Here is a 13,356-nt window from a genome sequence, read left to right as displayed (position 1 = left end):
TTGAAAATTATTAGTCCAATTGCTAGCGGTAATGGTGCGCACGTCGTACATAAAATGTTGGCGGAAAATATTAAAAACTATCAGCTAATTAGCTATCATCCTTATCGTACGTTATTTCCGCCATCATTATTTTCAGTAGGTAAAAATATTAAAGCGGATCTTGTACATACTTATGCCGATTATGGATACTTCCATGCACACAGAAACGTACCTCTCTTTTTAACGTTTCATGGTTTCGCGTTAGACAACTTTATGCGACCTTATCTCACTAGACTGCAAAATTTACATCGTTTGACAGATTTAAAATTGTTTACCGCTTTGTCTTTAAAGCGCGCTGACTATATTAGCGCAGTAAGCCAATATACGGCTAATAAAGTTAAAAAGGAACTAAATCTTAATCAAGAAATCAAAGTAATTTACAATGGTGTCGACCACCAGCGTTTTATACCTAGTGAGAAAAGAATAAAACAATCAAATAAAATCAAAGTTCTTTTTTGTGGTAATTTAGGTTTAAGAAAAGGTACTCATTGGCTGCCATTAATTGCAGAAAAACTGCCAAAAAATATTGTTATACAATATACCAGTGGCCTGAGAAATATTCCTGCTAGCTATTCTCATTCTAATTTACAATGTTTAGGAAAGGTTAATTATCTTGATATGCATCAAATATATCAACAAGCTGATATATTTTTATTTCCAAGTGTACGAGAAGGATTTGGTTTGGTTATAGCTGAGGCTATGTCCTGTGGTTTGCCTGTGGTTTCAAGTAATTGTTCTGCTATACCTGAATTGGTGCATCATGAACGGGGTGGTATTTTATGCGAAATAGGAAATATTCAACAATTTGTCGATGGTATTAAAATGCTTGCTGAAAATCCACCACTGAGAAAAGAGTATGGCGAGTACAATCGAGAAAAAGTTTGTCAAAAATTTACATTGATGAGGATGGCTTTAGAATATAGAGAATACTTCGATGAAGCTTTAAGTATTCGTCAGTGATTCTTCTTTTGAACAGTTTCGCTTGAGCCTTTGTTGGTATTCTACTATTTCGTTTTGACTAGGATATAACCAGTCTATTAACTTTTCACGTTCGTTGAGTTTGAATAAAATTTCTTGATTATTTTCTAAATAATTAATGGCTTGCTCGCAAAAACCATTAGTTGCTAAAGTTGCCGAATGCAATAATAAAATGTCTGGTTTCGGTATTAATAAAAGTGCGCTTGAAAAGTCGTTAATTGCTAAATTAACATTTTTCTCTTTTAAGTATAAGAGTGCTCTTAAGTGTAAATACTTTTGTTGCTTAGCATCAGATTGATTATATGGATTGTCGATCATATTGTTAATCATTGTTTTAAGTTCACCTAATGAAAAGCTCAAGCACTTACTCGTTGTATGTAGTGTCACTGTCTCTAAAGCAACATACCAGTCTCGGTTAGATGGCGATGTTGTTTTAAATACTCCCGGTGAGACCGTAATATCATTTAATATAAAGTTCCCTTTGCATGCTAAATTGATGGCATTTAACAGTATAAATGGAGATTTTTCGAGTTCATAAGCTTTCTTTAAATAATAGATAGCTTGTTCATATTGATAGACTTTAGAAAATTTAACTGCTGCATTTTCTTGAGCTCGAATTGAATTAGGATTTAATTGTGCCCAAAACGCAGCCGCTTTTAGTGGTTTCCCCCATAGGTCGGCTCGTTGATATAAACAATATAAGTTTGAAGAAATGACTATTAATATAACAATTGCTGCCAAATTTTTTTGATACTTAAAAAGTCTTATTAATAAATAGGCAAGTGCTGCTGATAGTCCAATATAAGGGAGATAATTCCTGTGTTCATAATAGAGCTCTAATGCAATTACAGTTGATTCGACTAGATGGCAGGCAAAGAAAAATAATAAACAAAACGAAAAATAGCACCGATGCTTTACTAACCGATATATACAAAAACAATTTAATAGGATGATTATAATGCCTATGCTAATTGCAATAGCATACTCGAATGTTGACTGAACAATCATTATTTGATCGTTAAATAATCCCGTTGTTACAGGTCTTGGAAATAGAAAATAGGAAAAATGTTTGATAAATAGATTACTTTGCGTTAGCAACCTTTCCCATAAAGTAAAGTCTCTATAACGGTAATCTGCTTCTGCTGTAAATATAAACGAAGCTAAATAGCAAAATAATATGAGAACGAAACTACTGTTAATGAGTTTAATGACTTGAAATTGTAAATAGTGTTTTTTAGAAGGGCTTAATAAAAAGAAACAACAATAGTTAACTACAAGGATAGTAATGGCATTTTCTTTACTGAGGACTCCAAGAACCAAGAAAAAAAGACTAATGAGCCAAAATATTAAATTAGGTGTTTGCCTTTCAACTGAAAGAATATATTTAACGGTGAATAAAATTGACAACAGCCCAAATAGTGTTGCAAGCATTGTCATAATTTGAACGATATAAATGACCGTTGATACATGGTTGGGAAGAATTGACCATATAGTTGCAGTAAGTAGTGCAAATATAAGTCGTTGATCTTTGTAGGGAGTCAGCTTAGTAATTTGTCTAACGACGAAGAAGACTAAAACTGTATTTATTAAATGTATGACAATATTGGTTATAATAAAAGTTTGCGGTGATGATGGCCAAGCATCAGAATTAAACGCTAATACCAAGAGTGATATTGGCCTGCCTGTTGGGCCAGTTATTCCACTTAGTACATATTGAGTGAAGGTTTGAAAGTTAGTGACTAGTTTAAGTTCTGATAAAGTGGCAAAGTCATCGAATAGAAAACTACCAGAAGTACCTTGCCAAAATATAATTCCCGAAACAAAACAGACAAGAAATAAATATAAGTAGGTAAAACTATTTCTATGGAAATAATTTGTCAAAAGCATTTTTTGTTATGAATTATATTTTTATCGGTAACTAGTTTGTACGGCAGGCTTTTGGTGCATATTTAGCTTCACCATCAAAGGTACATAACCATGTGAATGAACCTCCATTTTCAATCGGTGAAAGTTTAACCGTTTTTCCAGTAATTGTCTGACTGGCGCTTTTGCCGATGGTGGCAATAATAACACCATTTTCGATTAATACTTGCTTGGTGTATTTTCCGGTTACAGATAAAGCTGGGGGGATATTTAAATAACCACTGTCAGCGCTATCAAATGAACCTTCATCGATAAAAATGTCACCCGCCATCACCTTAAGCGAAGTAGATAACATAAAGGCTTCACCCGCCTGTGATCTGGCAACGTAGTCTTGGTAAGCTGGAATGGCAAAAGCGGCTAATATTCCTATAATTGCGATAACAATCATCAGTTCAATAAGGGTAAAAGCAGACACCTTTTTATGCATATTGGAACCTCGATTGAATTAGGCTAAGAAATATTTGGATCAGCTTTAACACGAAGACTGTAAAAGCTGATCGGCTAGAACTAATTATTAATTGCGGCATGCCTTAGGGGCATACTTTGCCTCACCTGAAAATTTACAGGTCCATGAAATTGAACCACCATTATCAACTGGTGATAAAGTAACCGTTTTACCATTAATTTTATCACTAGCAGCCGGTTGCCCTAGAGTTGCTATGATTTTACCTTCGTCCAAGTTGACTTGGGAGACATATTTCCCCTGTACAGAACCTGAAGGAGGAATACCAAATGAGCCACTTTTAGCATTATCAAAGTTACCTTCATCCATAAAAATATCTCCAACCGAAGTTTTTAATCCTGAAGCTAAAGAATAAGCTTCGCCTGCTTGTGAACGAGCAACGTAATCCTGATAAGCTGGAATCGCAAATGCCGCTAAAATACCAATAATCGCAATAACGATCATTAATTCAATTAATGTAAAACCCGCTTGAACTTTTTTCATAGAGAATACCCTCAGTAATTTAAATGAAATAGATGGAGCATGAATATAAAGGTAGCTTGTTTTATAAAAACTACAAATATTTAATCATACTAAATTCTAGCAATTTCGATGCCAAAAAAAATAAGAGGGAGAAAATATATTTTAGCAATTAACGGTTTTACCCATTTAGATTAAAAACTAATAAAATCAATTGGTTAAAATGAGTTGTTTTTTCTTTGGGTTGTTTAATGTAGCCCTACAAAATTTATTATATTTCTAGGGTGACAAAAAATGTCACTTCTCAATGGGAGTGACACTTTTTGAAATGTTTTATTTGCTCATTTTATTCGTTTATTTGAAAGAGAAGTATCTCTAAGTACAAAGGGTATTTTGAATTATTGGGTAGTTTTATTTGCTTAAAAACGCTATCTCTAAACTCTCGAGCGTCGGCCGTTTTTTCTAATAAAATAAAACTATTCAGTGCCGCGCCTAATAGAAACCAAGCTTTATTTCGACTTTTAGGTGGATGACTATTAATAATTATTTTGGCATACTTTATTATTTCTTTGTGTTTGTTATAAGCGACTGAAAAATAAAGATTGACCCATAATTTTAAATGTTCTGGCCAATATTCAATGCAATTTGAATTAACAAGTTTATCCCAAAACTGGTTCACTTCTTGATTTCCTCTGAAGGGAATTAAATGTAGTGCTAGATAGTGTAGGTTATCATCAATAACATTATCTATTTCAGTCGACTTATGACATTGAGAGGTAAATTGTGATATTAATAATGCACTAGCCGATAATTTATTATTCAGATTTGTTTGATTTAATTCAGTGCTTAAAGAAAAATTAAATACACGTGCAATCTCTCTAGCATTGCTTTGTAAAATACTCGTTATGTTTTCGGAACCAATTGCTTCTTTGCTTAATTTATTAGTGAAATAAGGTGTTCGCATGGAAGGTGGAAACGGTGAACTGAGTAGTGCTGTTATATCAAAAATATTTTCTCTTAGGTATCTTGCTTTGGGGGCATTTAAACTCAGATAGGGAAAATAATCAGAGTTAGTCGGTGATTTAATCGAGTTGAAATAAGGTTGAAATTGTTGTTTGTTGCCAATTAGAGTGGCTTGTAAATCATCTCGATTGTTTATTTTCACTCTTTTTAATTGATTGCTTAAACTGGGGTCATCAAATAATTGGCTATCTAGCTGAAGAGTACTGCGGCCGTTTGAGGCAATAATAATAATATCGCCAAAATTACTTGTGTAGATAGCATAATCTTTAAAGTTTTTATCGAGTGCTTTAAAGACAGAGGCAAATAAACTTATATTGGTTTCATACAATTGAAGCCATTGTACTAAAACGCCATCATTGGCCAAGTATCGGTTGATATGATAATAAAACTCTTCAGAAAATAGACCGGCAACACCTGATACCCAAGGGTTAGATGGTTCTGAAATAATCACATCATATTGTTTTTTATTCCGGGAGAAAAAAGATTTAGCATCGTCAATGTATATTTTACTGCGCGAGTCTGTGTAGGATTTTTCGGTTGACTCACCAAAATAAGAAACGCCCTCAACCATAGCCGATTCAATCTCGATGGTGTCAAGGGTAATCGGTCTTCCAGAAGTCATGAGTGTATGCGATGTTAATCCCGAGCCCATCCCAATATTGGCAAAGCTTGTTGCTTCTGGATGTAATGATAGTGGCAAAGCTGCTGCTAAAATCATGGTGGCTTCGTCTAGAGAATGCTCTTGTGTGTTTGCTCTAATCATGGCATCTGGCTTACCATTTGTCGAAATGGATTTACTTCCACTTTTAAATTCATTTACTGAAATCGTTGCGGTCTTACCATCCTTATAAAAAATTGTACGAGTCGATTCGACGCTGTCTGCTCGTCCATGCCTATAAACCCCTGAAGCCATTTTCAATTGATCAAACTCAATCACCACCGAGATAGTCAAAAATGCAATAATTGATGCTACAGAATAAATTTGTACCTTTAAGCGAGGTTTATTTTCAATGAATTTAAAGACTAAAAATAAGCCGAGCCCAATATCGACCAGTGCGCCGGTAACGATAAGCCCCTTTGTGCCGATTAAGGGCATCAGTAAATGAACCGCAATTAATGTCCCAATAATGGCGCCGACTGTATTAAATGCATACACTCTTCCTATGCTGGCTTCACCTTGTTTCCATTTGAGTAGCGTAAAAGTGATTAATGGGAGTGTCATCCCTGCCATAAATGTAGCGGGTAGCATGATTAGCATTGATATTAAGTGGCTACTTAAATTAAAGAGTAAATAACCACCTTCATTTTTATTCAGGCTGTTGACCATAAAGCCCATAAAGTCGAACATATGGGTATAGAGAGGGAGGGTAGCGACTGCACAAAGCCCCATAATGATCTGAATTTTGCCAAGAAAAAATGCAGGGTTGGTGGTTGATTGTATGCGTTTGCGTATCCACAATCCGCCAAAGGCGAGACCGGTAATAAATGCTGATAACATCAGTTCAAATGCTTGCATTGACGAGCCAAGCACTAGGCTTAACATTCTAATCCAGCCAATTTCATAGAGAAATGATGCCAGTCCAGTGAGTAATGCAATGGCGAATAGCCAATTGGGTGAAAAATCCTTTTGAGGATTAACCGGCTCTGATTCGAGCGTAGTTAGATTATTGGCTAGGATATCTTCGGGTGTTCTTTCCGATTTACTTAGCCCCCATACAACAATAGCAATAAAAATATTAATAATTCCAGCTGTCATAATGGTACCAGGCAAACCAACTAAACCTATTAATACAAAACCACTGACTAACACTCCCATTGCTGCACCAATACTGTTGGTGAAATACAGCATACCCAATGTTGAGCCAGAATGTTTTTCGTCTAGTCGAATGACAGCAGTGCCAATGAGCGGAAATGTTGTGCCTAGTAAAATAGATTGCGGTAAGATGAGTAATGCTGCTAATCCCCAGCGAACTGTTTCAATTAAAATAACCGAGTCGAGTGCAGGAATGAGTGTTTCATGCAGCAATGATTCACTGGCCACAAAAACACTGTGAAAAGCAAAAGCGAAAATAGCGATGACTCCCTCAATTAGCGCGTAATATTTTAATGGCGTTTTTAGCGGTTTATCTTTATGCCTGCCAGTTAATGCTGCACCAATCGCCATTCCACCCATAAAAATAGAAAGCACTAAAGTTTGAGAATAGGCTGCATGACCTAAAATCAGCTTGATATAATGAGTCCAGATTGACTCGTAGATTAAACCGGAAAAACCAGAAAGAGCGAAAATTGAGAAAAGTATAATTTTTAATCGTGATGCTGATGCCTGCATAAGATATTGATATCCTAAGGTTAGATTTTTGTTTCTACTCAATCATATATGAGTTTTATATTTATATAAACGATACTAGAAAACTTAATAGCATAAGTTATCAATATCTCAAACAATATTATTTTGAAAGGCTAACTTGGTCTCATTTTGGTAATAATTATGATGAACTTAATATTCAATCATAAATATAGAGAAGTTTTTACCGGACAATTTTATCTATTTCTTTTACAATTAAATCAAATTGGGACTCTACAAATGAATTGGTAATATGTTGGTTGTCTCGAAATACGATTTCTCCGTTAGGCGTTCGTGCGCGACAGATTTTTTGCGGACATACAATATCATTTAAATCTAAAAGTTGTACATTCTTGAGATCTTTGATAGCCGTTTGAATGTAATTCGTGATCTGCTCTAGCTTCTGCAAATTAATCTTTTCTTGGCATTCTGCACCACTTGCAAAAATCCGGTAACTAATAGATTCAACTTGTCTAGTTAAGCAAGATATTGGATAGAAACTTAGGTTGGGGGTGCTTTTAAAAACAACAACTTGTTTAGAAAGCTCTGATAGTTGAGTTAAAATACTTTTAGAGCCCTTAACCCACTGTTCTTCTGAAAAACTGTAAGACATAGCACTACCGACGAAAATAAACTCGGGTCTTATTTGTTGTAAATAGTCAATGGCTTGGTTACGCCATGTGGTACAAACCGTGTAATTCTTTCCAATCATAGTGTAATAGAATTCAATATCGATAATTGGACAAGATGATTTCGTTAAAACAATGATTCGCCATTGCTCATTATCGAAATAAGCAAGAAAAAATGAAAACCACTGCGCCATTATGCTATCGCCAAATATGACAACTGTTTTTGAAGCTGTAGGGTTGCCAAATATGCAGGGTTCTAATTTGGCACTTTTGTACCATGAGTCACAGTGCAGATTATAAATAATGGGTACATCTGCTTTCGCGTTGCTAAACATTTGAATTGATTGATGGTGCTGATTATTTGCTGCTAACTCGATGTATTTATGCAAACCGTAAGTGAAAATTAAAATGCTTAAGATAGAAATAGATACGCCTAATTTGGCAGGCATATTAAAAATGTTACCTTTCCATATAGGTTTTTCAATATAACGGTAACTAATGGCAGCAAAAATAATAGTAAGAATAACGGCTGGAATAATATCTTTGCCGGTAAAACCTAGAGAAAAACAAATTGTCAATAGTGGCCAATGCCACAAATACAAAGAGTAAGAACGGTTACCTATCCAAACAAGTGGGCTTGACACAAAAAGTCTATATAAAATATTTTCAGTGCGGTTAGCGAGTATCAATGCAGTTGAAATTGAAGGTAGAATTGCCCAATAACCGGGATAAACTGTTTGGTCATCGAGTATTATAGAGCAACTGATAATGACAATACAACCAACAATTGACAGAAAAGAAATTAGTTTTAAAGTCGGCTCTGTCGATGAAATTTTTATCGAATGCCATAGATATACCAAGGCCCCGAGTGAAAACTGCCAAACTCTGGCAGGCATAAGATAGAAGGACCACTGTGAGTCTTGATTTAACCAATAAATCGAAAGCGAAAAGCTAGTAACTAGACTGATGAGTAAAATGAGTGTAAATGCTTTTAAATTGGTAGAATAAAAGTAAGCAATGATTAAGATAAAAATTGGCCATATTAAATAAAACTGTTCTTCAACACCTAATGACCAAGTATGTAAATACAGGTCAAGTTGTTGCTGTTGACCAAAATAGTTTTTTTCTGCAAAAGTAAAAAATAAATTGCTTGTCCAAGTTGATGCGTAGATTAGTGATTTAGTCTGCTCTCCTAATTGGACACTAGATAATAATATCGATGCAATCAGTAGTGTGCCGATTAACATGGCAAAAAGTGCGGGTAATAGTCGTTTTAAACGTCTAAAATAAAAATTAGAAAGATTGATGGTCTTTTTCTCTGAATATTCTTTTAACAGTAATCCGCTAATTAAATATCCCGAAATTACAAAAAAAATATCCACACCAATAAATCCTCCAGAAAATAAAGGAATTTTGATATGAGATAATAAGACCAAGATAACTGCGACAGCTCTTAATCCTTGAATATCTATGCGATACTTAAGTTGGGTCATTTATTGCGTTTGCACTTTTAAAAATTAAAATTATATCACCGGGAACAATTTAAATTGTCTTTCTTGTCTTGTATCTGATGGCGTTTTATTAACGATTTTCCGTATACCGCTTAAAATTATTTAAAATAGCTTGCCAGCCTTGTTGTTGTAGTTCAACCTGATTTTCATTTTCATTTTCATTTTCAGCTTCCATTCGGTAGCTAAATCTGCCGCCTACTTGTAAATCGGAGTGTGCTGCCGGGCAATGCCAATCGTCGTTGGTAAAATTCCAGGGAGTGATGTGCTCTGCTGATGTTTAAGTATCCCAAACCTTTTCTAGTGGAGCATTTACCAATACTTCGATTGTTACTTTCATTATTCTGCTCTTAAGTCTAAATCTGACGCCATTTTAAGACGTTATTCTTTTCGCACTTAACATACGCTGCACTTTCAATAATTACCAGATTTAATTTTTACAAGGTTTTAATTATAGCAAAGCAATTTGTGATGCTTTTTTAGGCAATGTCGTTGTTGTTAAAAATAAGCGAATGGTATGGGCTTTTTGGAGTCTTTGGAGTTGAACTCTGGCGGTCTCTTTTAAGCGATATGTGCCGGTAACGACTCTAAAGGTTGTTGGGGAGGTGGTAGAATCGTCAATTATTTGGTTGTTGATACCTTTGGTGGTTAGTATGGCTGACATTTTTCTGGCGTTATCTATTTTTGAGAATCTACCGGCTTGAATAATATACTTTGGCTCAGCTGCAAACAGCGGTGATTGGCTGACATCATTAGTTGCTTTCTGTTCGGTTTTCGCTGGTTCAACATTTGTTACCGATTTAATTTCCTGCTGGTTAGTCAGCGCAATCGATTCTACTGAGCTTATATCCTTTTCTTTTGATTTTGGCTCTAAGCTGCTGATATTAAATAGTTTTTCTTGTTGGCCTTGAGTAGGTTTTATTGCGTTAGGCATTGTTTGGGTTGAATTGTTTGAGGCTAAAAAAAATCCAGCAATAAAACTGAACAGTGGTATTAATGCGGCCGAGATCATCAAAAAATGAAATTCTGATTTTTGCAGGGTTAAATGCTTCATTGTTAAGCTCCGTATTGAATAGTTTGCCAACTGGGCTAATTATTGTTGTTTAGCATTTTGTGTGCCAATGGTGTTTATTTTTGATGTGTTGAATATTAGTCGTGTCAGTGATTTAAATAAATGGATTGAAATTTAGTTTTAGGAAAATAAAATAACGATAGAAAAGCTTTAATTCATTTTTTTATTGCGCTTATGATGATGTGGTTCGCCTTACCTATGAAGAAATAGAAGAAGAGAAAAAATGGGACTGCTATTGTTTAAAGCGTATTTTATTGGTGCGTTTTATCCTTCCGTATCTTAATTGATAAGTTGTTGGTTCAACTCTTACACCAATAATTAAAGAATTATGCCAATAGGCATTATTTTGAATATCGGCTTTTACCGTATAATCTGCCGATTCCCCCTAAGCTGCCAAAAAATCCGCCACACGATCAACAACTTTATCGTTAAATAAAGGTTTCTTATGGCCGAGTCCTTTCGTTTGATAAAACTCAGCTTGTGCCGTGTATGATTGCATGATTTTTAAACCTTGCTCAACTGAAACAACATCATCATCTTCGTCATGAATCACTAAAATTGGTTGGTGAAGTTTTTCGGGGGTTGTATAAGCTGAAAACTGATGCCAGATATCTTGTTCGAGATAAAATAAATTTTCCACGGCTTGCATTAATCCGTTTTTAACTTTTGGTGCTAATGAAAACATTCGCCCAAATTCATCAACCAGGTATTTAAATTCGGTAACACCGCCAATGGCAACAATTTTATTCACTTTGACTGATTGATTTTTTACCGCATAAAAAGCGCAGAGTACGCCAAAAGAGTGGGCAATAACCGCTTCGAAATCGCCGTACTTATTTTGAATATACTGACAGATTTCTTTACATTCTAAAATGGTCGTGCTGTTGCTGCCTGAGTCGCCGTGTCCGGGTAAATCAAAACTGATGGGGCTGTATCCTTCTTTTACGAGTCGTTCTACTATACGGTAGTAACGTGAGGCGCGCGATTCCCATCCGTGAATGAGTAAAACCGGTTTGTTATTTTCGACGCCCCAGCGATAAATTTTTACAACGTCATCCTTATAGGTCATTTCTTCACATTGTGCCGCATCATAAATGGCTTGTTCCTGCGGTCTGACCGGTGGACGACCCGCAGGAAAGCAAAATAGTTTAAAGGTAATGTCGACTGCTTTTTGCGTTGAGAAAATACTCACCAGTTTAATGACTATGCCAATTATTTTAATGATTGTATTTCTCATAAGACGCTCACAACTGATTATAAAATGGTAATTAAAATGAATTAAAAAATTAGTTAACCATACGTTCTTTATTTTTCCAAAACTCATCGCGTAAAATTCGTCTTAAAATTTTACCACTGGCATTACGTGGGATTTTATCGACAATTTTAAATTGAGTTGGAATTTTAAAGCTGGCTAATTTGTTTTGTAATGCCAGGCAGACTTGACGAATAGATTGTTCTGCCGACTCATCAAAAACGATAAAAGCTAAAATGGCTTCACCCCAACGCTCGTCTGGAATACCAATGACTGCTGATTCAACAACACCGTCACATTTGCCAAGTGCATTTTCTATCTCAGCAGGGTATACATTTTCACCGGCGACGATAATTGTATCTTTTATTCTATCACAGATAAATAAGTATCCGGCAGCATTTAAATAACCGGCATCGCCGGTGTGAATCCATCCGTCTACCAGTGTTTCAAAAGTCGCCTTGGGATTTTTCCAATACTCCAACATATGCGAAGGCGTTTTAATACAGACTTCGCCGACTTCACCCGTGGTTAAAATATTATTGTTACTATCAATGATCTTTAATGCAAAACCAGGATAAGGGCGGCCTGCGGCTTTTAATAATTCAGAACCAATTTGATGAGCTTCGGGTGGCAGACAAACCGCAGTATTACCGGTTTCAGTTAATCCGTAAATTTGTGCGAAATCACAATCCATTATTTCGATGCCGCGGCTTAATAATGTTTCGCCAATTGGCGAGCCGCCATAAACCACTTTTCTAAGTGAATGAAAGTCACTGGATTGTATATTTTTTTCACTCAAGATCATTTGAATCATTGCTGGCACAACACACATAGTGGTAATGGGATAGTCTTTAATAAGTTTGATTGCCAATTGAGATGAAAAAACCGGAATCGAAATATTGGTGATTCCCGCATTAAAACCTTGCGCAGACCACCATAATCCACCTACATGAAAACCAGGAATGCCAATTAAACTGTTGTCACCTTCTTGCCAGTCGATCCAATGTAACGATTCACTCTGTAGTGCATCTCTCACTTTAAAATAACTTTGATGGGGCAGTACCACGCCTTTGGGTAAGCCTGTTGTTCCACTGGTGTAAAGTTGCGCAACGGCATCTTTACCTTTTACTTTAATTTCTATATGAGTGTCGCTGGCGCTGTCACGCCAATTTTGATAAGTGTAGTCTTTAGTGGTCTCTACTAAATCGGTATTGTTCTGTGATTGTGTTGGTGAATTTTGAGAAAGTGAATGTGGGCTATCAGCCAGTAAAATTTTATTAAGGTGTTTTAGTTCGGACTTTATTGGATCAATAATAGCAGTTAAATCATGATCAACGACTAAAATAACCGATTCGGAATCAGACAAAATATGTTTAACTTCATCTGAAGTTAAACGCCAGTTAATGGGTACAATAACATTTTTGGTTTTTGCACAGGCAAAAATTAATTCAAAGTAGGCTTGACTTTCTTTACCGAGATAAGCAACTCTTGAACCAGATGGAATACCTTCTGCCAGTAATGCATTTGCAGCGCGACCGCTAAGCTCATTGAGTTGTTGATAAGTTACCTCACCATCCTTACTAACCAGCGCCAGTTTTTCTGGGGTTCGTTCGGCATGAAAAGGCAGTGTTTGGGCAAGTGTATTAATTTCAGCAAAATGAATCAT

9 protein-coding genes and 1 pseudogene are annotated in these 13,356 nt (G+C 35.7%); 1 reads left to right on the top strand and 9 read right to left on the bottom strand.

The window, feature by feature from the left end:
- Positions 1-999 (top strand): glycosyltransferase family 4 protein, encoded by a 999-nt coding sequence (locus tag ABVT42_RS08060; RefSeq protein WP_353874224.1) that lies wholly within the window; start codon positions 1-3, stop codon positions 997-999.
- Here ABVT42_RS08060 and ABVT42_RS08055 read toward each other — a convergent pair.
- The 9 genes and pseudogenes from ABVT42_RS08055 to ABVT42_RS08015 all read right to left on the bottom strand — a co-directional run bounded on the left by ABVT42_RS08055 (position 982) and on the right by ABVT42_RS08015 (position 13,356).
- Positions 982-2,898 carry a tetratricopeptide repeat protein gene (locus tag ABVT42_RS08055; protein ID WP_353874223.1) on the bottom strand — a complete coding sequence of 639 codons (1,917 nt, stop codon included), beginning with the start codon at positions 2,896-2,898 and terminating at the stop codon, positions 982-984. The genes ABVT42_RS08060 and ABVT42_RS08055 overlap by 18 nt on opposite strands.
- A 37-nt stretch (positions 2,899-2,935) precedes the next feature.
- Entirely contained in the window at positions 2,936-3,367 is a 432-nt protein-coding gene (locus ABVT42_RS08050) for a pilin (protein WP_353874222.1), read from the bottom strand.
- A gap of 87 nt (positions 3,368-3,454) precedes the next feature.
- On the bottom strand, positions 3,455-3,886 hold the full coding sequence (locus ABVT42_RS08045) for a pilin (RefSeq protein ID WP_353874221.1): 432 nt from the start codon (positions 3,884-3,886) through the stop codon (positions 3,455-3,457).
- A 322-nt stretch (positions 3,887-4,208) separates the two neighbouring features.
- Positions 4,209-7,214: a fused MFS/spermidine synthase gene (locus ABVT42_RS08040; protein WP_353874219.1), complete on the bottom strand. Its 3,006-nt coding sequence runs from the start codon at positions 7,212-7,214 to the stop codon at positions 4,209-4,211.
- Between the two features lie 199 nt (positions 7,215-7,413).
- Positions 7,414-9,351 carry an acyltransferase family protein gene (locus tag ABVT42_RS08035; RefSeq protein ID WP_353874218.1) on the bottom strand — a complete coding sequence of 646 codons (1,938 nt, stop codon included), beginning with the start codon at positions 9,349-9,351 and terminating at the stop codon, positions 7,414-7,416.
- Between the two features lie 88 nt (positions 9,352-9,439).
- Positions 9,440-9,634: pseudogene (locus ABVT42_RS08030) on the bottom strand (SRPBCC family protein); the annotation flags it as partial.
- 183 nt (positions 9,635-9,817) lie between these two features.
- The gene (locus ABVT42_RS08025; protein WP_353874217.1) at positions 9,818-10,420 is read right to left on the bottom strand and encodes an SPOR domain-containing protein; all 603 of its coding nucleotides are present in this window, start codon (positions 10,418-10,420) and stop codon (positions 9,818-9,820) included.
- Between the two features lie 403 nt (positions 10,421-10,823).
- Positions 10,824-11,675 carry an alpha/beta hydrolase gene (locus ABVT42_RS08020; protein ID WP_353874216.1) on the bottom strand — a complete coding sequence of 284 codons (852 nt, stop codon included), beginning with the start codon at positions 11,673-11,675 and terminating at the stop codon, positions 10,824-10,826.
- A 49-nt stretch (positions 11,676-11,724) separates the two neighbouring features.
- Positions 11,725-13,356 (bottom strand): long-chain-fatty-acid--CoA ligase, encoded by a 1,632-nt coding sequence (locus tag ABVT42_RS08015; RefSeq protein ID WP_353874214.1) that lies wholly within the window; start codon positions 13,354-13,356, stop codon positions 11,725-11,727.

Source organism: Aliikangiella maris (assembly GCF_040719265.1).
GTDB classification, from domain to species: Bacteria; Pseudomonadota; Gammaproteobacteria; order Enterobacterales; family Kangiellaceae; genus Aliikangiella; species Aliikangiella maris.
The sequence above is the reverse complement of the archived record's forward strand: the minus strand, read 5'-3'. Positions and strand labels throughout refer to the sequence as shown.

Excerpts from the sequence above, each read along its gene's own strand:
- ABVT42_RS08040 (WP_353874219.1), bottom strand. The coding sequence starts at position 7,214 with ATGCAGGCATCAGCATCACGATTAAAAATTATACTTTTCTCAATTTTC.
- ABVT42_RS08035 (WP_353874218.1), bottom strand. The coding sequence starts at position 9,351 with ATGACCCAACTTAAGTATCGCATAGATATTCAAGGATTAAGAGCTGTC.
- ABVT42_RS08015 (WP_353874214.1), bottom strand. The coding sequence starts at position 13,356 with ATGATTCATTTTGCTGAAATTAATACACTTGCCCAAACACTGCCTTTT.
- ABVT42_RS08050 (WP_353874222.1), bottom strand. The coding sequence starts at position 3,367 with ATGCATAAAAAGGTGTCTGCTTTTACCCTTATTGAACTGATGATTGTT.
- ABVT42_RS08020 (WP_353874216.1), bottom strand. The coding sequence starts at position 11,675 with ATGAGAAATACAATCATTAAAATAATTGGCATAGTCATTAAACTGGTG.
- ABVT42_RS08025 (WP_353874217.1), bottom strand. The coding sequence starts at position 10,420 with ATGAAGCATTTAACCCTGCAAAAATCAGAATTTCATTTTTTGATGATC.
- ABVT42_RS08045 (WP_353874221.1), bottom strand. The coding sequence starts at position 3,886 with ATGAAAAAAGTTCAAGCGGGTTTTACATTAATTGAATTAATGATCGTT.